This is a genomic window from Gallionella capsiferriformans ES-2, from assembly GCF_000145255.1.
Lineage (GTDB): Bacteria > Pseudomonadota > Gammaproteobacteria > Burkholderiales > Gallionellaceae > Gallionella > Gallionella capsiferriformans.
Genome location: NC_014394.1, coordinates 2603263 through 2624341, shown reverse-complemented (window position 1 = coordinate 2624341; position 21079 = coordinate 2603263). Strand labels below are relative to the sequence as shown.

Genomic DNA, 21079 nt, shown 5'->3' with positions numbered 1-21079 from the left:
GCCACGTCAATAAAGGGCTACAGCGAAATGAACTTAAAATCTACCGGACAGTAGTGCTGGCGCTATACTGAAACACTGTCGATGGGCAGTTGGGTGGACACTTTTTTCAGCGTTACGCTGGTGATCGCCGAAGTCTACGCGTGGTTGGTGCTGTTGTTGGGCTATGCGCAAACTATTTGGCCGCTCAGGCGATTGCCCGAACCCATGCCTGAAGACACGACGCAGTGGCCGAGTGTGGATATTTTTATTCCGACTTACAACGAGTCGCTCAAAGTGGTTCGGCCTACCGTGCTCGCGGCAATGGCGCTGGACTGGCCGCGTGAAAAGCTCAATATCTATATACTCGATGACGGCCGCCGTGAGGAATTTGCCGAGTTTGCTAAGAGTGTGGGCGTTGCGCATCTGACCCGTCCTAACAATAATCATGCCAAAGCCGGCAATATCAACGAAGCGCTTAAAGTTACCAGCGGTGAGTTCGTGGCGATTTTTGACTGCGATCACATTCCGGCGCGTTCATTTTTGCAGATGACGGTAGGCTGGTTTCTGCGGGATAAGAAGCTCGGCATGTTGCAAACGCCTCACCATTTTCTGTCGCCGGATCCGTTTGAGCGCAATTTGGGCACGTTCCGCCGTGTGCCCAACGAAGGCGAGTTGTTCTATGGTTTGATTCAGGATGGTAATGATCTGTGGAATGCGACTTTTTTCTGCGGGTCCTGTGCCGTGACACGGCGAACGATTTTGCTGGAAGTCGGCGGTGTAGCCATTGAGACGGTTACAGAAGATGCGCATACCGCATTGAAGATGCACCGTTTAGGTTATACGACGGCTTATATTTCGATACCACAGGCGGCAGGACTTGCGACCGAAAGTTTGTCGATTCACGTCGGGCAGCGTATCCGCTGGGCACGCGGCATGGCGCAAATTTTCCGGGTTGACAACCCCTTGTTCGGCAAAGGGCTGAGTTTTATGCAGCGGCTATGCTATTCCAATGCGATGTTGCACTTCTTCTACGGCTTGCCACGCATGGTGTTCTTGCTAGCGCCCTTGTCTTATCTGTTTTTTCAGGCGCACATTATCAATGCATCCGCCGTCGCGATCGCCGTTTACGCGCTGCCGCATCTGTTTCACGCTAACATCACCAACTCCCGCATGCAGGGCGCACATCGCCATTCCTTCTGGGCGGAGCTGTATGAAGCGACGCTGGCCTGGTACATTTTCCGTCCTACCCTGGTAGCCTTGTTGAATCCGAAACTGGGTAAATTCAACGTGACAGCGAAGGGTGGTCTGGTAGAAAAGGAATTCTTTGACTGGAAGATCAGTGAACCTTACCTGATCATGCTGGCCCTCAATGTTGCAGGATTATTGATCGGCGTGGTCAGGTTGTTCTGGTGGAATACTTTTGAGGTCGATACTGTCATCTTGAATCTGCTCTGGACGGTCTATAACCTCGTGATTCTGGGGGCCACCATTGCAGTCGCGACGGAAACCAAGCAGGTGCGTTCCAGTCACCGCGTGAACTGTAATCAAAAAGCGATGTTGAAGCTGGCGAGCGGACAAAGTTTCGTGTGTCGCGCGAATGATTATTCAGAAGGCGGTCTGGGGCTGGTGATGCCTGAGGCTAATATGGCGCCCTTGAACAGCATGGCGCGCGTATCGCTCTTTATGGGTGAGCGGGAATTCGTTTTTCCGGCTAAGGTTGTTTTTGCCAGAGATACGATTGTGGGCATCGAGTTTGATCAGTTGAGTTTGCAGCAGCAAATGGATCTGGTGCAGTGTACGCTTGCGCGTGCCGATGCGTGGCTGGATTGGGATGATAATCGCGTTGTTGATCGCCCTCTGGCAGGGCTGAAGGAAATTTGCTACCACAGCATGAGAGGCTATCAGCACTTGTGGGGCGACTTAAAAGCGGGCGTGCAGAACAGTTATCAGAATAAGCCTAAAGAAGCGCACCCTGAACGCGGTCTTTTTTATCACAAAGAGACCACGGATGATCGGATTAATCAGGGTTTCGTAAGACGAAAATTAAGCGGATTTTTCAGGGTGGGTCGCCGTCTGCTGGTCAGGCCGAGTCGCTCATGAGTAAATTCATTTTGGTCGGTTGACTGGGTTGGTTGTAAAAGTATAAGCGCGCGAGCGATTGTTGATTCAAATTGGTGGGTACATTATGAAAAAGTCACACAATTTTCTGAAAGTTAATTCGATGATAATTAAAATTCGTCGGGCGTTGCTGGTCTTGCTGGCAGTTGTCTGTGCTACTTCCTCAGGAATGGCTTATGCAAAAAAACACCACTCAACTTCCAGGGGTAATGACGCGCCTGCTGAGGTAACCGTAGCGGATGAAACAACAGAACCGGCCAAAGAAAAATCGAATGAAATTAGTCACTATTCTTATACGCTCGAAGAGTTGGGGGCCGGTAGTCCGATTGATTTACACACCGTAAATGGCAGACGATCCTTGAAGTTGTCGATGCGTAACGATGAAGTAATTACGGCGGCTAAATTGAAACTCACCTATGCCTGGTCGCCGGCGCTAATTCCTGAGTTATCGCATCTCAAAGTGTTACTAAACGATGAACTGATGTCCTCATTGGCCTTGCCGCGGGAAGGAAATAATGGACATACCAGCGATGTGCAGCTCGATTCGAGCATGTTTATCGATTTTAATCAGTTGACGCTGGAATTGATTGCCCATTACACGCGTGAATGTGAAGATCCGATGCACTCAACGTTGTGGGCCAATGTCAGTAATCTGAGCAAACTGGAACTTACCGTGCGGCATCTGAAGTTGCCTGATGATCTGGCCTTGCTGCCTGCGCCCTTTTTTGACCGGCTGGATAACCGTAAATTAGTGCTGCCGTTTATTTTTCCGTCGCAGCCTAACAACGAGGTGTTGCATGCCGCCGGTGTCGTTGCATCGTGGTTCGGTGCACTGTCCAATTATCGCGGCGCGCAGTTCCCTGTCATGCTCAATACCTTGCCTGAAGGCAACGGTGTGATGCTAGTCGCGGGCAGTACGGTGCCCGCCGGACTGAATCTTCCGGTGATTAACGGCCCGAGCCTCGCAGTGATCGCTAATCCGCTCAACGCAACGGCTAAATTATTAGTTGTGATGGGGCGCGATGCCAAGGAGCTGGATATTGCGGCGCAGGCACTGACGCTGGGCACAGCAACACTGACCGGCTCCTACGTCAGCGTTAAGCAGATGGATGATATCCCGCTGCGTAAACCGTACGATGCTCCAGGTTGGATTCCGACTGACAGAGCGGTGCATCTTGCGGAGCTGGCAAAACAATCAGATTTGCAAGTTGAGGGCTTGTCGCCTGATATGATCAGGGTCAACTTCAATGTGCCGCCGGATATTTTTGCGTGGCGCAGCGATGGTGTGCCGATGAACTTGCATTACCGTTATACCCCTCGTCCGGTGGCCGATCGTTCAACGTTGAACGTGAATATCAACAATGCCTTTATCAAGGCCTTGCCGCTGGCCAGTGTGCCTAGCAAAATTGAAAAGAAGATAAGGCTGCCACTGCTGGAGGATGGGCAGGCGGTTAGTAGCGAAGTCGTGTTGATCCCGCACGACAATATTTTTGGTCAGAATCAATTGCAATTGCATTACTTTTTTGACTACACCAAGCAGGGGTATTGCAAAGATGTGTTCTTAAATAACGAGCGAGGCGTCATCGATCAGGATTCGAGTATCGATTTCTCTTCATTCCCGCATTATGCTGCATTGCCCAATCTGGCCTTCTTTGTCAATGACGGATTCCCGTACACCCGGATGGCAGATTTGTCAGAAACGGCCGTCGTGATGCCTGATAATGCGGGCGGTGCCGAGATGGAAACTTATCTGATGCTGATGGGGCGCATGGGGCGCGTGACCGGATATCCAGCCATCCGGCATGCCATTATTACGGCCGCTAGCGTCGATGCGTATGCAAATATGGATCTGATTTTGATCGGTACGGCGGGTAATCAACCGCTGCTTGAGCGCTGGGCCAGCAAAATGCATCCGCTGCTGGATAAGGGGACACATAATCTTAAATTGCCAGGGCCCTTTGAACGTCTGATATCGCGCTGGAGAAATGTCGATCTGGACGATGCGATGCATCGTGCGGGTGATCTGATTACTAAAGGAGATGGTGGCTTAGGCGCGCTGGTCGGCTTCGAGTCGCCGCTGAAAAACGGTCGCAGCGTTGTGGTGGTGACCGGCGATAACCCGGAGCAAATTGCTAATATTACGGCGTCGATGGCGAACCCTAAGAAGCTTGCGAATTTCACGGGCGATCTGGTGATGCAAAGCGGCCAGCGCATCGAGGGCTTTCAGATGGGGCCTAGCTACTACACGGGAAGTTTACCGTGGTGGACAGCGTTGCACTGGTTTTTATCCAGACAGCCGCTGTTCCTGATGATCTTTATCGGCTTCGCAGCATTGCTAGTGGCGGTCGTCGCGTTCCGTTATTTGCGCAAACTAGCTGATCAGCGGTTACGGAAATAATCCATGTCAGCCACTATCGCTAAGATAGTGATCGGCGTACTGGCATGGCTGATGGTGGCCTTGTCAGCGGATGCGCAGACTTGTTGGCCGGCATGGCAGGCATTCGGCAGCCAGTTTATACAGGCTGACGGGCGAGTTCTCGCTGATGAAAGTGAGCAGCGTTACAGTACTTCTGAAGGCCAGGCGTATGGCTTGTTTTTTGCACTGATCGCCGATGACCGGCCTCGTTTTGAAAAGATCCTGCTGTGGTCGCGCGATAATCTGGCAGGCGGAGACTTAAGCGCACATCTGCCTGCCTGGCAATGGGGGAAAAGAGCCGATGGCACATGGGGGGTGGTGGATCAAAACTCCGCCTCCGATGCGGACACTTGGTTTGCTTATACCTTGCTAGAAGCGGGGCGTTTATGGCATGAACCACGCTATACGGCGCTGGGTCGCTTGATGCTCGCCAATATTCGCATTCAACTGGTGCGTAATCTGCCTGGTGCAGGCAATGTGTTATTGCCCGCCGCGAATGGATTTTCTCTTGATGCAGGCGGTTCGCGTCTGAACCCGAGTTACATCCCGATACAATTATTTCGCGCTTTTTCTGTTGTCGAGCCTGAGGGACCTTGGGTGCAAATCATCGACAACAATCTAGCCATGCTTAACCGTATCACAGCCATGGGCTATGCGCCTGATTGGGCGGCTTATGTTCCCGGTCGCGGCTACCTGATCGATCCTCTGCGGGGCGCAATTGGCACGCATGATGCGATACGCATCTACTTGTGGTGGGGAATGTTGTCCAGGCAGGATCCTGCGTTTGGAGGGATGAAAAAACTGATTTACGGTATGAACAAACTGATACCGAAATATCAGATAACGCCGCCATTGAAGGTGGATACGCAAACCGGGGACGTGTCGGGAATGAGTCCCCCCAGCTTTTCTGCCGCCTTGCTACCCTATTTTAAGACGATGAAAAATAGTGTTGCGGTGCAATTACAGAATGACAGGCTGATCTCAAAGACAGAGAATGATTTATTAATCGGTGAGGACATTCGTTATTATGATCAGGTACTAGCTCTGTTTGGTCAAGGCTGGATGGCGCGCCGGTTCGCATTTTCCTCGCAGGGTCAACTCGTTGTACAGTGGAAGCCATCATGTTCAGCTATAAAATAATCGGAGTCGCCTTATTCATATCCTCAGTGTCCCTGTCTCCTGTTCAGGCAGAGGAGGGGGGGGCGTTGCAGATCAACGAAACACCGTCAGATATTGAGTTGCAGGCGCGCGCAAAATATTGGGACAGTCATGGACGTGCTGATCTGGCAGAGAAGGAACGCAGTCGCATCAGGCGGGTTGCCGCTGTGAGTGTCGGATCTGTTGTGGTGGTTAAAGCGGCGTCTCCTGTGGTTGTCGCGGCTCCCCCTGTTGCTGAGTCAAGGCCGCCTGTCGTTTTAGTCACGCCATTGAGTCAGTCGCAGTTGGGGGTGCAAGCGCAACCTGACACCGTAAAGTCAGTCGATAAAGCGCAATACTGGGAGTCGCGCGGACGCAGTGATCTGGCGCAGAAGGCTCGCGGCGAGCCTAAGGTGTTACCGGCAGCCCCTCCGCCACCCATACAGGCAAGAGTAGTCACTTTCGCGGCGAATTCACCTGAAGCGGTCAGTGTGCCGCTCGCTAAGCCTACGCGTCAGGAACAAACTGACAGTGCGCAGTACTGGGAGTCGCGCGGCCGCAGCGATCTGGCAGCGCAGATAAGGCAAAAATTGGCCACGTCAGCACCGGCTTCGAACGGGGTGCGAGTGCGTGAGCCTGTCAATCCCGTCAGTGCAGATAATCAGGCCCGCTCAGCGCTGGAAGATAGTCTGCTCAAAAATCCCAATAGCCTAAAGTCCCGTCTGGATCTGGCGCAGCTGTATCAGGGGGCGGGTGAGTTTTCCCGTGCACGGGTACAGATCGACAGTGTATTGCTGAGTGCACCTGATTCTCCTGCCGCCTTGCTTGCCAGCGCACAGTTGTATGCTGAGCAGCATTTGTGGATGGAGACTATGCATACCCTGGAGCGGATATCACCCGTTTCTCGGACGCCGGAAATGGCCAGATTGCAAAAGACGTCGTGGGCACATCTGCAACTTGACCGCGCAGATGCCCTGATAAGACAGGGAAAACATGCCGATGCGGAATTATTGCTGCGTCAGGTCGCCGTTGAGTTGGCGATTAATGTCAGTCCGGCGCAGACGGCAGAACCACCGCCGCTTTGGAAAAGTACATCGACAAGTACGCGAAAACGCCGGCGATAGCGATGCGTATGGTTGGAGTAAGGTGACAGGCTGGACAGTCACCCGGACTGCACTTAAACTTGGGGCGGTAGTTGAACCAGAGGAATATAGATGAGTTTACTGCTAGCAGGCTCACCGGATATCGCCATGCGACCACCTGAGCACCGCGCGGCAGGCATCAAAGCCAGCGTCGTTTTTGGCTAGGATCTGTGCCGAGCGATTGCCCGTCAGATTATTTACGCTGCATATAATATACAAAATTAAATATTGAGGTTGCTATGAAAAAAAATGTGACGTGTTTATTGAGTGCTCTGGCGGTTTTTACACTATTGTCCGGAGTTGCACTCGCGGAACCGCAGCTGTATGAAACCGGTCCTTCTGAAGAGTCATCGTTTGTGCGCTTTGTGAATGCGACCGATGCGGATGTCGCCATTGCCACCGCCAAGGGCAAGGAAAAGGTACTGGGTACGAAGCCTGATGCGCGTGTCACGCGTTTTTTTAAGATTAAGTCAGGCGCAAAGCTCACGGCAAATATTCAGGGCAAAGCGGGTCGTGTGGCGGTAGACGTAGTCGGTAAGCCGTGGGAATTTATCACGGTCGCCGTACTGCCTTCGGGTGCTAAACAAATCAAGACTTCCTTGCTCAGAGAAACGCCCAGCGAATTTAGCGGCACGCGTGTCTCGCTTGCCTTGCTCAATCTTGATGCTAAATGCAGCAGCGCGAATATGATCGTTGCTGAAAAAAATGCTACCGCCACCTATGAAGTTAAACCCTTGTCCATGCAGCGCCAGATGACGGGCAGCGACAAGCAGTCAGGGGCGATTAACTGTAGCGGCAGCGCAACGCCGGTTGATCTGTCCGGGCTGGAGTCGGGGTCGCGCTACAGCCTTTTCCTGTTGACGGCGAACAACGTCAGGCAGGCATTTGTGATCAACGACGACAAAAAATAAGTGATGGTCTGTTAAATCGGCACACGGAGATTCTAAGCTATGGTATTTGCGTCCCTGGAATTTTTGACGCTGTTTTTGCCGGTTTTTTTCGCGTTTTATTTTCTCACCCCGCCCCGCTACCGCAACCACACGATGTTGTTCGGCAGCTGGCTTTTTTACGCCTGGTGGACGCCTAAATTTCTGATTCTGATTATATTTTTGACATGGATCACTTGGCTTGCTGCGATCCTGATCGATAAATCGGGTTCGGAAACGTTCAAGACTCGCATCATGGCGGGTGCCATTATCGTTAATCTCGCTAGCCTTGCCTGGTACAAATACGCCAATGTGGTTGTGCGCTCCCTCAATGATCTCTTTGGCGGAGCCGATCGTCCGCTGATCATCTGGGAGACGGTGTTTCTGCCGATTGCGTTATCCTTTACCGTGCTGCATGCGACGTCTTATCTGGTTGACGTGCGCCGCAAAGTGGTTCAGGCGCAGTACCGTTTCAGCTTCTTCGCCTCCTATATTGCGATGTTTCCGCATTTGATTGCAGGGCCTATCGTCCGCTATAAAGTCATCGAAAAGGAATTGCGGGAGCGCTTCTTTTCTGCCGAGGAATTCTCACTCGGCGTGCGCCGTTTCATGATCGGTTTTGCGATGAAAGTGCTGATCGCTGATCCGCTCTCGCCCTTGGTTGACCTCGTCTTTAAACAGTCGGCTCCGACCTTGATTGACGCCTGGATAGGCTGCGGTGCCTACACGATACAGCTGTACTTCGATTTTGCCGGTTACAGTCTGATGGCCATCGGTCTTGGTCTGATGCTGGGGTTCAAATTCGAGCCTAACTTCAATAACCCGTATCTATCGGTGTCGATTCAGGACTTTTGGCGTCGTTGGCACATGACACTGTCGTCGTGGCTGCGCGATTATCTGTATATCTCGTTGCTGGGCGGCAATCGCGGCGGGGAGCGGCGTACCTATATCAATCTGTTGCTGACCATGTCGATCGGCGGTCTGTGGCATGGCGGGGAGAGTTGGAACTACCTGATCTGGGGCATCATTCATGGTGTTGCGCTTTGTACGGCACGCGTCTACAACGCACGCGGTTATGCCATGCCCGATTTCTTCTCGCGCCTGTTAACGTTGTGGGTCGTGATGCTGGCCTGGACGGTGTTTCGCGCAGCAGATTTTTCATCTGCGCTGCACATGTGGGCGGGGCAATTCGGTTTGCACGGCGTTGCGATGGGCGATGCGGTCTCGCTTGCCTTGCGGCCTTCCATTTACGCCTCGTTTGTGATCGGCATGGTTTGTATCGTTTATCCTGCCACGCGATATGCCGGGCGCGGATGGGGGATATTCAGTCATAGCCTGTGGCGTTCAATCTGGCCGGCACTGGCCTTCGCCTATGCGCTGATCGTGCTGACCGGACAGCAGTCGCCACCCTTTTTGTATTTTCAGTTCTGAGGATGACATCATGCTGATTAATCGAAAATATCTGACTATCCTGCCCGCAGCCGCTTTTGTCTGCCTGCTGATTGCAGGACTGGTCGTATCGGTCATCTCCTTAAAGGCGGTCCCCCAAACGGAGTGGGCCGCGCTCAAAGATGCGGATAAAATCCTCTCGGGGGAGTCGACCAAACGCTTCACTAAATTATTGAATCAGCACTTCGTGTTGGGGCCAACTTTTAGCCAGATTGAGCGCGGCATGCTGTGGAATCTGACCGGCGATTTGGGGCCTAGTGTGCGCCCCGGGTGTGCCGACTGGCTGTTTTTGACCGACGAACTCCAGCCGCATCCCGACAGCGAAAATGCTGCCCAATTCAGGACAACACTGGCGGCAAAACTCAATAGCCGGCTGGCCGAGCGCGGCATCAAATTGCTGATGGTGATTGTGCCCGATAAAACACGCATCGAGAGCGCGCATCTGTGCGGATTGAAGCGGTCTGAGCGCTTTGCTGCCCGCGTTGCGAATTGGCAATCGGCTTTGGAAGAACAGGGTGTTGCAGCGCTGGACCTGACTCAAGCGCTGGCCGAGCAGGAAGGCGAGCGCTATTACCACACCGATACGCACTGGAATGAAGCGGGGGCCAACAGGTCGGCGCGGGTGGTTGCATCCGCCTTGCGCGCGCGCCATTGGGCGGGAGATGCGGGTGGCGAGGCGGTGGTGCTCAACACGGCACTGACGGCAAGGCCCGGGGATTTGGTGCATCTGGCAGGCATCGACGGGCTACCGGCCTTCTTGCGGCCTCGTGTCGAGTTGGCGCAGGTCACCGTGCTGCCGCCGCTGGCACAAGGGAGCGATGACTTGTTCGGCGAGGCCTCAGCCCCTACGACAACGCTGATCGGTACGTCTTATTCCAGAAACAGCAACTTCGTGCCGTTTTTAGAGCGCCATCTGGGAGAGTCGGTGGCCAATGAGGCCAAAGATGGCGGTGACTTTGCCGGTGCTGCGATCGCCTATTTTGGCGGCGTGACCTTCCGTTCCTTCGCACCCCGCGTGGTGGTCTGGGAAGTGCCGGAGCGCGTCATCGAGATGCCCGTCAAGGAAGCCGAGCGTCTGTGGCTGGCGAGTCTGCTCAAAGCCCGTTTGTAGTGGCGTTCAGGAACTGCAAGAGAGCATTGAACAGCCGGGCTTGTTGAGCGCCCAGTCAGGTCTTAGTGCGACAAGATCTGCATCTATCTCCTCGTCATAAGGGCGCTGGCCTGCCTGCATCAGCCGTTCTAGGAAGCTCATGTCATTTTGCATCGCAGCCTCAATGGCTTGCTGGGCGAGATAGTTGCGCAAAATAAAACGCGGATTGACTAGGTTCATTCGCTTGCGGCGTGTGTCATCGGATTCCTGTTGCAGGCAAAGGCGCGCAGCGTAGCGTTGGAGCCAGTCGTTAAACAGCGTGCTGTGATTGTGATAGAGCGCTTCCTGATAAAACGCGCTGCGTAACACGGCAAGATCGGGCGCTTCCTGTTCAATGTTCGCCAGTGCGCGGAAAAATTGGGTCATATCAACTTGGGCCGTTTGCATCAGGTCAAAAATAGTTTCAACCAGTTCGGCATCGGTATCGCACCAGACAAGCCAGCCGAATTTTCCGGCGAGCATGCTCGTCATGCTCGTTTGCAGGGTGGCATCAAAATGCTTCAGTCCACGCTCGCGCAGTGAACGTGCGCCTTTGATGGTCGAGAGCGCATCGGCCAGTCGTTCGAGATTCCAGCGTGCCACGGGGGGTTGCTGCGACAGGCAATAGCGCCGCCATTCGCTGTCCGTGGTGTTGGGCGTCCAGCCGGGGTCGAAGTTGTCTATCCAGCCGTAGGGGCCGTAATCGAGGGTCAGACCGAGAATGGACATATTGTCGGTGTTCATCACGCCATGTACGAAGCCAACTCTGAGCCATTCCACCACCAGCTTGGCTGTTCGCTCGCACACCAGACTGAACCAGTCGGACAAATAGTCGTCCGGTTCTTTGCTGATCTCTTGAAAGTCGCGGTCGATGGTGAAATCAACCAGACGTCTGAGTAACTCGTGCTCGCCGCGCGCCGCCAGCAGTTCGAAATTACCGAAGCGGATGAAGGAGGGGGCGATGCGACAGACGATGGCGCCGGGTTCATCATTCGGGTGCCCGTCGTAGAACATATCCCGCATCACATCGTCGCCCGTGCCGATCAGACTCAGTGCGCGTGTCGTGGGGATGCCCAGATGGTGCATGGCTTCGCTGCACAAAAATTCGCGCAGTGAAGAGCGCAGCACGGCACGTCCGTCGGCGCGACGGGAGTACGGCGTCATGCCGGCACCCTTGAGTTGGAGTTCCCATCGCTCACCTTGCAGGTTGATCACCTCACCCAGCGAAATCGCACGTCCATCGCCCAATTGTCCGGCCCAATGGCCGAACTGGTGTCCGCCGTAGCAGGCGGCAAAAGGGCGCATTCCCGGCAATAACTGATTGCCGCTAAAGGCCTGCAGAAATTCTGCCGAATGCACATCCTCATGGCTGAGATTGAGCAGGCAGGCTGCCGCGTTCGAATAAGCCAGCAGGACAGGCTGGGCCGTCGGTGTCGGATTGACAGCCGCCCAGCAGACGTCAGGTGTCTGGCGTGAGTGGGGAGAGCCGCTTTGATCGCCCGGTAATTCGCTGACGAAGCGGTTATCGAAGGTAAATTTGATCATGCGACGGAGTCCTGTACGGTAATGCAGCTATTTTACCTGACAAATATAGTCGGATAAAGCGGACTGAAAATAGACGACATGCAACTGGCTGATAAGGTATCAAAGAGGCCGCCGCCGCGATCAGCGTATAATTTCGCCTGATGTTATTTGATCAGATGGTTTAAAATCAAAAGCGGATGAATTTTTAACTTATGATCGATGGGCTGGCGACAGGCGGGTCCATTGCATGAACAAAGGGAGTAGGACATGTCGGTAAATAAAGTGATTTTGATCGGCCGTTTAGGCAAAGACCCGGAAACGCGCTATATGCCTAACGGGGAAGCGGTCACCAATGCGACGCTGGCAACTTCTGAAAACTGGAAGGACAAGAGCGGCGTCAAGCAGGAAAAAACCGAATGGCATAACCTGACCTTCTATCGTCGTCTGGCGGAAGTCGCTGGTGAATACCTGAAAAAAGGCTCGATGATCTATGTCGAAGGTAAGCTGCAGACGCGCAAGTGGCAGGACAAGGAAGGCAAAGATCGTTACACCACGGAAATTCTGGTGAACGAGATGACCATGCTGGGCGGAAAATCAACCGGTGGCAGCTTTGAAGTGATGGACGATCAGCCGTCCCAGCAGTCTCAGCCTGCGCGTTCTCAAGCGCCATCGGCACCGAGATCAGCACCTGCGCCCGCTGCAAGTCAGGCACGCAATTTTGATAACTTCGACGACGATATTCCTTTTTAGGCGGAAGTTAAATGTAAAATGTAAAAATAAGAATCAGTCTTAACTTATAACGCCCTGTATTTACAGGGCGTTATTTTTTATTGCGCAAATTTTTTGTTTAAATTAGAATTAAACCTATTTTTGTGTGGTGGAAGTTAAAAAAGGTAAAGTTAAGACATGCTTTTGTCCCAGCATATTGCTCGATTTTCTGATGGTGAACGCTATCCATATTTGGAGGGTCAGGATGGGTTGATGAGCCTTTGGCCTACCCTGTTTACGTTTGCGGAATCAAGGGCAAGTAAAACCGCGAATACAATTCGCAATGAGTTGGCGGCAATTTCGCATCTTCGTGTTTGGGAGCAACTGGAAAAGCGCAACTTACTGGAGGAGCTAGGCGAGCAGCGATTTCCTACCGAAGGGGATATTATGAGTCTTAGGGATCACTGTCATCGGGACTCTCTTGACCTAAAACGCTACATGAATAGGGTAACGTACCTGTCTGGCAAGTCGATAGATATTGTTGCGCCAATCCAGGTGGCCTCTCTGCAGAGTGTCGTAAAGAGTCATGCCTACAACCGGATTACCGTGATTGCAAAGTACTTGTACTTCTGTGCAGTGACGATGTTGCGGGTTCGCCCAAACGCAGGAGAACTCAACAATCGTGCCAAGGAAATGCGCGAGGCACTACTGGCGCAACGGCCAAAAGGTAAGACAAGTCGCTCTGGGCTAGCAATTCATCCATCTCCGCAATACTTTGATGAGTTCATGTCGGTCGTTGCTGAAGATTCACCAGACAACCCGTTTAAGTCGCGAGAAGTTCGACTCAGGAATTTTGTGATGTTCAAAACGCTCTATGAGACAGGGATGCGGTCTGGAGAACTGCTATCGCTGTATGTCGGTGACGCGACATATGACGACCAAGGTGATCCAATTATCCGAATCATCGATAGGCGGGATGACCCAAATGATCCACGCATGAACCCGCCTCAGGTAAAGACCCTGGAAAGGGATATTCCGATCAGCCAAGGGCTCTACGACAAAATTCAGGAATACATCACGTCGGTTCGGTATGGCACGCCTAACGCCAGGAAACGCCCATTCCTGTTCGTCAATCATAGAAATGACGAATTCCAAGGTTTTCCTATGTCGGACAAAAACTTCCAGCATGAATTAAAGAGGGGTGTGGTTGTTCGTCCAGACAGATTCAAGGATATACGGCGCCACGGGTTTCGTCACAACTTCAATGTTCGACTCACTGACCAGTTGGATCTTTATTCGATTCAAGTAAAACTGCTCACTGACCAGCAGAGGCTCGATATTCGCAAGGACATGAACGGCCACGATGGTGACAAGTCTGGGGAGGTCTACGAGAGAAACGCGACACGCGCTATGACAAAGAAGGCGATGCGGCAGTTCCAGGATAAGCAGTCCTCAGTACTGAAAGAGGCTCTGGCACAAGCGAAAGGGATGGTTGGGGATGACGAAAACTAAACTACATGCAGCGTCAAGCAGCGCATTGTTACTACAAACATCGTCGGCAGGTTACGAGTTTGATGAAAATAGCAACATATGGATGCTAGATGGCTCCATCAGCATAAAGCTCAGTTTCCTATCAGAATTAGAGGTTGAGGAAAGAACTTCCGAGGGGTTCAGAAAGTCTCTATCCCGCTTTGCGCAAGAGCTTTCTTCCGGTTACTGCGATTCCATTATCAATCGGGCCAAAAAATTCTTTAGGGTCACGGGGTCAAAAGATTTTTCTGCGGAAGCCTTGTCTAGTTTTCGATCTAAGCTAGATGACGAGCATCTTTGGGAGTTGGGCGCACTTAGAAGCTTTCTGGAGAGTTGGTATGAGTGGCAATTTTCCGGTATTACTAGGAAAGAGATCGAATATTTAGACGGGTTGAGAATAAAAGGCTGCGTTAAGGGGTATGCCGTACTGACGAACTGTCCTTATTCCGGCGCATATACTTCGTTGGAGCATCAGTCGCTGTTGTATGGCTTAGCGAATGCATATGAGGAAAAACGTCTATCACAGCACGACTACAGTTTCCTGCTGGCAGTCAGCATGACTGGAAGGCGGCCAGTTCAGATTCGTTATTTAAGATTCGGTGATCTTGGCTTTACGGACAACAAGGAATCGTGCTCCTATTATCTGGACATACCTAGGGTTAAGCAGCAGGGAGGGAAGACTTTTCGAAAGGAATTCAAGCGTGTAATGATCTGTAAAGACTTTTTTGATGCACTGAACGATCAACGAAATGACGTTATCTCCTGGGTTAATCGCACTCTTGGAGATATCGATGAGGGATTAAAATCGTCGTTGCCACTATTCCCAACTTATAATCGCTTGGCTTTGTGCTCGTCCTCGGATATCTCTTCCTATCATGATAAAGATTTCCTGCATGTAACTTCGAGATCAATAAACAATATTATGTTCAAACTCAATTCAACTGTGATTGCGCATAGCGAGCGTACGGGTGATCGATTGATCATTGGTTGTACTCGTTTGAGAAGAACATTTGCGACAAATTTGGCTGAAGAGGGATTCGGGCCGATGGTTATCGCTGAGGCTCTTGATCACAGTGATACGCAGCAGGTTGGTGTATACGCGCGATCAGAGAATGAAATCGCGAAGGTGGTTGATGAGGTGATGGCCCCGGTTTTGGCTCCTTTGGCCATGGCATTCGCAGGAACATTGGTAGAGTCAGAAAGAGATGCGGTTCGGGGCAATGATCCCCATAGCAGGGTGAAGCTGAATACTGATATTTCAGTTGGAAATTGCGGTAACAATAAGTTCTGTGCGGATGGCTGGAAAAGTTGCTACCTATGCAAGAGATTTCAGCCATGGCTGTATGGACCTCACCAACAGGCACTCGATGAATTGCACAAGGAGAGGCGTGATCAGGAGGATGCTGGCGTATCTAAAAAGGTCATCAGTGCGTCAGACCGAGTGTTGCTTGCGATTACGCAGGTGATTCAAATGTGCGCAACTAGGAAGGCGGAATTCAAAACGTTCGAGGGTGAGTACCGTCATGAGTAAAGTTGTCTCATTCATTCCTGTTACAGCGGACGATCCCAAGAAGAATCTCGCCGATTTCGTGACTTACTGTCGGGACACACTTGCGCTCTATGAAGATCAAGGCGGGTTTGCTGTTCACCAATGGATATACACAGATGCCAACGGCAGGAAACATGCGATGCGGTTCGCGGAATATTCCAAGAAGAATGATCCATACAATTACACTCCATTCCATGAGCCGTTTCTAAGTTTTGCCCAGGCGTATGTAAGGTTCCATCAGGAACAGCAGCAGGTAACGTCAATCGGTAACAAGACATCTGCACTTGCGACCGTCTACGATGCTCTACGAGACTTGGGGCGCAGCCAAGACATTATGGATGTTGACGGGGTTGTGATTTCAAAAACCTCGGAATTGATTCGGCAACGTAACTCTGAAGCACGGCGTTATCACATCGGCAACGAGTTGGAAATGCTCGCCAATTTCTTGCGGGAGAAAGCTATTTGCCCGTCGTTGCCGATCTGGACCAATCCCTACCCGCGCCAGCGCTTCCGAGCTCAAGGCACAACTGCTGAGGACAAAGCGTGGCAGGAAGAACGCTGCCCCAGCATTCATCAAATGCTCGCGTTGGCGGACATATTCCGGATGGCGGAGGAAGAATATGACCAATATTGGTCATCGGTCATCGTACTGCTGATGTTTGCACCAGGCCGAGGCAGCGAACCCGGTTCATTGATGGTCGATAGCCTGATCGAAGAAGACGGAAGGTTGAAAGTGCTTTGGTTTCCGAAAAAGAAGGCTGAATGGACCAAAAAGATTGTTCCCGTTCAGCTGGAACCTGTGGTCCGCGACGCGTTCGCACGTCTAATTAAGATTGGCAAATCAGCCAGAATTGCGGCTAAGTTCGCTTTCGAGAATCCTGGCAAGTTCATGCGCCACTCGCGTTGCATCACGCCAGTCGATTTTGGTGAGGATGAGCCTCTGGATGTCCTTCAGTTTTCCTGCGCTATGAACTATGCAGACGTCACTATTGAAAAACTCAAAATCAGGCAACAAGAGGGAAAAGATCTTCAAGGTGACGACGCTTGGCGCGTTATAAACCCAAACCCTATCAAGTGGCTAGAGAATATGCGTGCATCGGGTCCGGTGACTTATCGGAGACTGGCAGAGCTCACCCATGATAAATACTGCACCCACAGTTGGCCGAACATGCCTAGGTCAAATCGACCTGTTTGGGATTCTTTGTTGCTCGTGCTGGACATGCAGTTTCATGCTGACTTTCTACCAAAACAGTTTAGTTGGGTGATCCCGAACATTAACGCATTGAACTGCGAGTTAGGCGGTAGAGATTATCAGTCAAATTCTGGCAAAAAATTGCGCATAAAGTCGATCTTTGATCGCTTCAATAAAGTGGATGAAGACGGCAAGACTCCGATAATGCTGACCAGCCACCAGCCGAGGGTCTGGCTTTCTACCTGGGCAGAACGTGGCGGTATGAGCGCGTGGCTGCTCGCACAATGGGCGGGCAGGGCGAACAAGAATGACAATAAAGCTTATAAATTTCTAACAAAAGAGGAAAAGGACAAAGCGGCTAAGGATGTAATCAGGCACAATCAGGCTCCTACCTCCCTAGAAGCCGTTCGATTGAATTTGCCAGTGACGTATGAATCCTTGGGCATAGATCGTCCCGGCGTTGCACACCCTACACTCTATGGGTTCTGCGTAAGGGACTGGGCGATGGCCCCTTGTTTGAAGGGCGGAGGCGAAGCCTGCGCTAGCTGCGATGACCACAAGTGTATAAAGGGTCTCGATGACAAACTCGAAAATCTTGAGTCCCTGGAATCTGGACTATCCAGGGAGCTATCGCGTGCAGCGCTACAACTGGATGTTAAAACGTTCGGCGCCGACAGTTGGTTTCGCTTCCTAGGTTTCCGTCTTGGAAAAATCAGAGCCATCATCTCGCGACTCAAGGATCTCGACACGCCGGAAGGGGCTCATGTTTGTGTCCCCCCGGAGTTGGATCCCAGCCCACTCCAGCGCGCTAGATCAGCAGTGGTTCCAGAGGCGTCCGATGCTGATCAACAGTCCGTTCGGTCCTCAATGACGAAGAAATTCTTGGGATGGGTTCGTCATGCCTAAGAAGATTGTCACGGAGGACAGTATCAATCAGTTGCTGGCTATACTGAACAATTGGCAAGGCGAACTAACTTGGGAGCTCTACTGCGAGAGCATCACCCGCAAACTTGGGCTCAAAACTGTGGTGACCAAGCAGACGTTGTTGCGTTACGAGATTATCAAGCGAACATTCAACGAGCGCAAAGCCTTCCTGCGTGAGGCAAAGTCATCAAGGGCATCAAGCGATCAAACGATCGCGATGTTCGAATCGCAGGTAAATAACCTCGTCGAACAGGTTAGGCGCCTGTCTGCTGAGAACGACGCGTACAAAGAAAAGTTTGTCCGTTGGCTAAGCATTATCTATATGCATGCGCCAAATTTCGACATCTCAAAGCTGGATTTTCCACTAACGGCGAAGAACAAGCGCAACCAAAAAGGGTGATCGATGGCTCGAAAAAAGCAAGATAATAAAAGCCTTAACTATGATGGCTTGAGCTGCGCACAGATTGGAAAAAAGAAGCTCGAAGAGTTTGAAGCGTGGGCCGCTGAGGTTGAACATGCCGGTACGAAGGAACAATGGAAAGGCAAGTTCGCTGGCACGGTAAGCCGAGAAAAGATCGCCATCGAAGGGATCGGATGGAAAAACAAGACCCCATTCCACCAAAATGAGCCATTGAGGGAAGCTATTGCTCGGGTTGAAAAGAAGTGGTTTGGCGGACCGGACAAGCAAAGTGTCGAAAGCGTTAACGCAGCACTTGACCGTTCGCGGAAGGTTGTGCAGCAATCGTCAGTCGATGCCAACCGCTTGGCGAGCAAGGTAAGCGAGCTTGAGGCTGAAGTCAGTATGCTGAGGAAGAGAGTCCGCGCCTACGAAGAGCAAAGGCACCTAATTGCCAAAGGTTTACCTGGATTCGGACTGCCTGAATGAACAATGTTGCCAAATCCGAGGCAAGGGTCTACCACGTTGGTACTCCAGTACAGGTAGGCAAGCGAGTACGTAATGGCGGACGTTATGCGGCGGTCTCGGTCATCAACCGTAACGGCTCTATTCGCTCTTCCCCTTCGCCCTATCCTCTGATCGTAAGGTTTCCTGATACTGACATAGAACTTGTTGCGCCAGGGACTGTTTGGCTTGTGGATGGGCCGGAATTCATTACCAGTTATGTACACAACGGTGACCGGCGCTACGAAAGAACCATCACGGCCACTACAGTGACATTCGTCAAGCCAACGGGCCAAACCTTGGCGCGTTGGCTCAAAGAAAACATCGCTGGAATCGGCGATATTCTATCCAATCGCCTCGTCCGGAACAAACACTTGGCAAAGTGGGTTGAGAAAAGGGATCGAGAATCACTGCTGGCCATTCATGGAATGTCTGATTCGACAGTAGATGCACTCTTGGAAAACTGGCCGTCAAGTGAATTGTTCAGGGTCATCGCGTTTCTTGACGAGCACGGAATTCCTGCTGGTATCAGCAAGTCGATCCTAAAAGCTTTGGGCGAGGACGCCTTGCCTTTACTCCAAGGCAATCCGTTCATGCTGCTTGGTCTTGGGGTTTCCTTCAAAAAGGTGGATGTGATTGCCGCAAGAATGGGCTTCACCATCGACGATCCAGAATATATCGGGGGTGTTGCCGCACATGTAGCCTTTGTGCATTCCGAGGAGACCGGTTCAACGGTTATTGATGTGGCAACATTACATCGTCGGGCAGAGCTCTTGACCCAATGCTCAATGCCCAAGGATCTCGGTGACATTTCAGTAGGTCAGAAGCTTATGGTTAAGTGTGGCAAGGCAGTCTATCAAAGCTACGGCTGTGCCTTGATGGAACACGAAGTGGCAGATTTTCTGGTCAAGGCATTGTTCAGATCGCCAGGGAGCGGTGCTGGTCAAGCGAGGTGGGAAACTCAAATTGACCGCAGGACAGTTGAGGAAGCGCTGCAGCAATATGAAGCGCACTTCCTCGACTTCCAGCTTCTGCCAGAGCAACGGGAAGCCGTCATTGGCGCAGTGCTGGCGCCAGTGTGTGGCATCAGCGGTGGTGCTGGCACGGGAAAAACAACCATCCTTCGGGCAGTTCTAGGATGCTATGAGTCGCTGGCATCGGAACTTCCCTCGTATCAGGTTGCTGTTGCTGGTCGGGCTGCCCAGAGGATAGCCGAGAGTACCGGGAAACCTGCGCAGACCATTGCCAAGCTTATTGCCGAACACACGGGCGAAGGCAAGCCGGAGCTGCCTGATTATTTGTTGTTGATCGTTGACGAGTCGTCGATGCTTGACCTACTCAGCATGTATAGGCTGGTTCGCTTACTGCCATATGCAGTAAGAATAATATTTGTTGGTGATTCCATGCAGATACTGCCAGTTGGCAAGGGGTTGGTTTTCCACGCGTTGCAAAGCTCCAGTGTACCGTTCTTTGAGCTTAAGCAGGTAATGCGGCAGGATGAACAAAGTGGAATTCACCGCTTTGCAACCGACCTGAGAAACAGTTTTGTGAAACTCCCTCCGGCTGCAGTCAGTCGCTTGGTGGACAGCGCTGACTGCTCATTGGTTGAATCAAACGATCCGGATCAACTAGCTGAACTATGGCTGCAAGCGGGGGGCATTGGAGCTGGGATCGTGTTGTGTCCGGTCAGGTCGGGCCCACTCGGAGTCGATAACATCAACGTTACGTTGCAGCGCAAAGTAGGACTTGAAAGGGCGCAGTTGTTGTACCAAGACCGCGAGAGAGGGTGCCTGCCGTGGATCACTTCTGATGGCATGCAACTGCTCAAAGGCGATCCGGTACTCGTTACCCAGAATAACTATGACGATGATGCTGATGTTCGAAACGGTGACTTGGGAATTCTGGAAGACGTGGCAGATGTCTTGACGGATACGGAGCGTTTCGGAGTCATCAGGATGGGCGACGGCAGAAAAATTGACGTGAATCTAGATTTGCTGGGGAAGTTGAGTCTGGGCTATGCTGTAACCATACATAAAAGTCAGGGCAGCCAGTGGCCCACATGTTTCATTGCGCTGCCGAGAAACGCTTCAAGGATGATAGACCTGTCCCTGCTCTACACAGCAGTTACTAGGGCGCTGAAGCGCGTTGTTCTATTTGGGGAGCCTCGCTTGATCGAAATTGGGATAGCAAGGGGACCGGCCAGTCTTGAACGGGCGACGACTTTGGCTTTACGAATTAGGCATCTAACCAATCTGGCCGAAAATTGTTAACCACAGTTTATTTTTCCTCGTTGGGTCTTCGGCCAATGCCGACAGTCAAGCCCATCTTTGCTCAACTAACTTTGAATGACCGCTTCGGCGCTGGCAATTCGAGATGCCGACCGAGTACAATGTGCCAGTTGCAGTCCGTCGAGGTAAAACTATTTAGTGAGGAAGTCGCCGTTCGTGACACACAA

14 protein-coding genes and 1 pseudogene are annotated in these 21079 nt (G+C 51.9%); 14 read left to right on the top strand and 1 reads right to left on the bottom strand.

All coding sequences use genetic code 11. From position 1 onward, the window contains the following. Window positions 1-69: 69 nt before the first annotated feature. The 7 genes and pseudogenes from bcsA to GALF_RS12085 all read left to right on the top strand — a co-directional run. Window positions 70-2079, top strand: a pseudogene (gene bcsA / locus GALF_RS12115) (UDP-forming cellulose synthase catalytic subunit); the annotation flags it as partial. Between the two features lie 121 nt (window positions 2080-2200). Beyond that, on the top strand, window positions 2201-4495 hold the full coding sequence (gene bcsB, locus GALF_RS12110) for a cellulose biosynthesis cyclic di-GMP-binding regulatory protein BcsB (protein WP_190274082.1): 2295 nt from the start codon (window positions 2201-2203) through the stop codon (window positions 4493-4495). A gap of 3 nt (window positions 4496-4498) precedes the next feature. Beyond that, entirely contained in the window at window positions 4499-5653 is a 1155-nt protein-coding gene (gene bcsZ / locus GALF_RS12105; protein WP_013294349.1) for a cellulose synthase complex periplasmic endoglucanase BcsZ, read from the top strand. After that, window positions 5635-6774, top strand: a complete 1140-nt coding sequence (locus GALF_RS12100) for a tetratricopeptide repeat protein (protein ID WP_013294348.1) — start codon at window positions 5635-5637, stop codon at window positions 6772-6774. The genes bcsZ and GALF_RS12100 overlap by 19 nt, the downstream gene beginning before the upstream one ends. 257 nt (window positions 6775-7031) lie before the next feature. Beyond that, on the top strand, window positions 7032-7703 hold the full coding sequence (locus tag GALF_RS12095; protein ID WP_013294347.1) for a cellulose acetylase subunit: 672 nt from the start codon (window positions 7032-7034) through the stop codon (window positions 7701-7703). Between the two features lie 39 nt (window positions 7704-7742). Then, window positions 7743-9149: an MBOAT family O-acyltransferase gene (locus GALF_RS12090; protein ID WP_013294346.1), complete on the top strand. Its 1407-nt coding sequence runs from the start codon at window positions 7743-7745 to the stop codon at window positions 9147-9149. Between the two features lie 10 nt (window positions 9150-9159). Beyond that, window positions 9160-10278 (top strand): alginate O-acetyltransferase AlgX-related protein, encoded by a 1119-nt coding sequence (locus tag GALF_RS12085; RefSeq protein WP_013294345.1) that lies wholly within the window; start codon window positions 9160-9162, stop codon window positions 10276-10278. A 6-nt stretch (window positions 10279-10284) separates the two neighbouring features. Here the strand turns inward: GALF_RS12085 and GALF_RS12080 are convergent, their stop codons facing one another. Then, window positions 10285-11841 (bottom strand): protein adenylyltransferase SelO, encoded by a 1557-nt coding sequence (locus GALF_RS12080; RefSeq protein WP_013294344.1) that lies wholly within the window; start codon window positions 11839-11841, stop codon window positions 10285-10287. A 246-nt stretch (window positions 11842-12087) separates the two neighbouring features. Here GALF_RS12080 and GALF_RS12075 point away from each other — a divergent pair, with 246 nt between their 5' ends. The 7 genes from GALF_RS12075 to GALF_RS12045 all read left to right on the top strand — a co-directional run bounded on the left by GALF_RS12075 (window position 12088) and on the right by GALF_RS12045 (window position 20894). After that, window positions 12088-12570, top strand: coding sequence for a single-stranded DNA-binding protein (locus GALF_RS12075; RefSeq protein ID WP_013294343.1), 483 nt, complete (start codon window positions 12088-12090; stop codon window positions 12568-12570). A 231-nt stretch (window positions 12571-12801) separates the two neighbouring features. Further along, complete coding sequence (locus tag GALF_RS12070; protein ID WP_190274081.1) at window positions 12802-14040, top strand: tyrosine-type recombinase/integrase; 1239 nt, start codon at window positions 12802-12804, stop codon at window positions 14038-14040. Further along, on the top strand, window positions 14027-15589 hold the full coding sequence (locus GALF_RS12065) for a site-specific integrase (RefSeq protein WP_013294341.1): 1563 nt from the start codon (window positions 14027-14029) through the stop codon (window positions 15587-15589). The genes GALF_RS12070 and GALF_RS12065 overlap by 14 nt, the downstream gene beginning before the upstream one ends. Continuing rightward, window positions 15582-17705, top strand: a complete 2124-nt coding sequence (locus GALF_RS12060) for a hypothetical protein (RefSeq protein WP_013294340.1) — start codon at window positions 15582-15584, stop codon at window positions 17703-17705. The genes GALF_RS12065 and GALF_RS12060 overlap by 8 nt, the downstream gene beginning before the upstream one ends. Next, entirely contained in the window at window positions 17698-18123 is a 426-nt protein-coding gene (locus tag GALF_RS12055) for a hypothetical protein (protein ID WP_013294339.1), read from the top strand. The genes GALF_RS12060 and GALF_RS12055 overlap by 8 nt, the downstream gene beginning before the upstream one ends. Window positions 18124-18126: 3 nt before the next feature. Beyond that, the gene (locus GALF_RS12050; protein ID WP_013294338.1) at window positions 18127-18609 is read left to right on the top strand and encodes a hypothetical protein; all 483 of its coding nucleotides are present in this window, start codon (window positions 18127-18129) and stop codon (window positions 18607-18609) included. Next, window positions 18606-20894 (top strand): AAA family ATPase, encoded by a 2289-nt coding sequence (locus tag GALF_RS12045; protein ID WP_013294337.1) that lies wholly within the window; start codon window positions 18606-18608, stop codon window positions 20892-20894. The genes GALF_RS12050 and GALF_RS12045 overlap by 4 nt, the downstream gene beginning before the upstream one ends. The last annotated feature ends 185 nt before the right edge of the window (window positions 20895-21079 follow it).

Excerpts from the sequence above, each read along its gene's own strand:
- GALF_RS12100 (WP_013294348.1), top strand. The coding sequence starts at position 5,635 with ATGTTCAGCTATAAAATAATCGGAGTCGCCTTATTCATATCCTCAGTG.
- GALF_RS12085 (WP_013294345.1), top strand. The coding sequence starts at position 9,160 with ATGCTGATTAATCGAAAATATCTGACTATCCTGCCCGCAGCCGCTTTT.
- bcsB (WP_190274082.1), top strand. The coding sequence starts at position 2,201 with ATGATAATTAAAATTCGTCGGGCGTTGCTGGTCTTGCTGGCAGTTGTC.
- GALF_RS12065 (WP_013294341.1), top strand. The coding sequence starts at position 14,027 with ATGACGAAAACTAAACTACATGCAGCGTCAAGCAGCGCATTGTTACTA.
- GALF_RS12095 (WP_013294347.1), top strand. The coding sequence starts at position 7,032 with ATGAAAAAAAATGTGACGTGTTTATTGAGTGCTCTGGCGGTTTTTACA.
- GALF_RS12070 (WP_190274081.1), top strand. The coding sequence starts at position 12,802 with ATGAGCCTTTGGCCTACCCTGTTTACGTTTGCGGAATCAAGGGCAAGT.
- GALF_RS12080 (WP_013294344.1), bottom strand. The coding sequence starts at position 11,841 with ATGATCAAATTTACCTTCGATAACCGCTTCGTCAGCGAATTACCGGGC.
- GALF_RS12060 (WP_013294340.1), top strand. The coding sequence starts at position 15,582 with ATGAGTAAAGTTGTCTCATTCATTCCTGTTACAGCGGACGATCCCAAG.
- GALF_RS12075 (WP_013294343.1), top strand. The coding sequence starts at position 12,088 with ATGTCGGTAAATAAAGTGATTTTGATCGGCCGTTTAGGCAAAGACCCG.
- GALF_RS12055 (WP_013294339.1), top strand. The coding sequence starts at position 17,698 with ATGCCTAAGAAGATTGTCACGGAGGACAGTATCAATCAGTTGCTGGCT.
- bcsZ (WP_013294349.1), top strand. The coding sequence starts at position 4,499 with ATGTCAGCCACTATCGCTAAGATAGTGATCGGCGTACTGGCATGGCTG.
- GALF_RS12045 (WP_013294337.1), top strand. The coding sequence starts at position 18,606 with ATGAACAATGTTGCCAAATCCGAGGCAAGGGTCTACCACGTTGGTACT.
- GALF_RS12090 (WP_013294346.1), top strand. The coding sequence starts at position 7,743 with ATGGTATTTGCGTCCCTGGAATTTTTGACGCTGTTTTTGCCGGTTTTT.
- GALF_RS12050 (WP_013294338.1), top strand. The coding sequence starts at position 18,127 with ATGGCTCGAAAAAAGCAAGATAATAAAAGCCTTAACTATGATGGCTTG.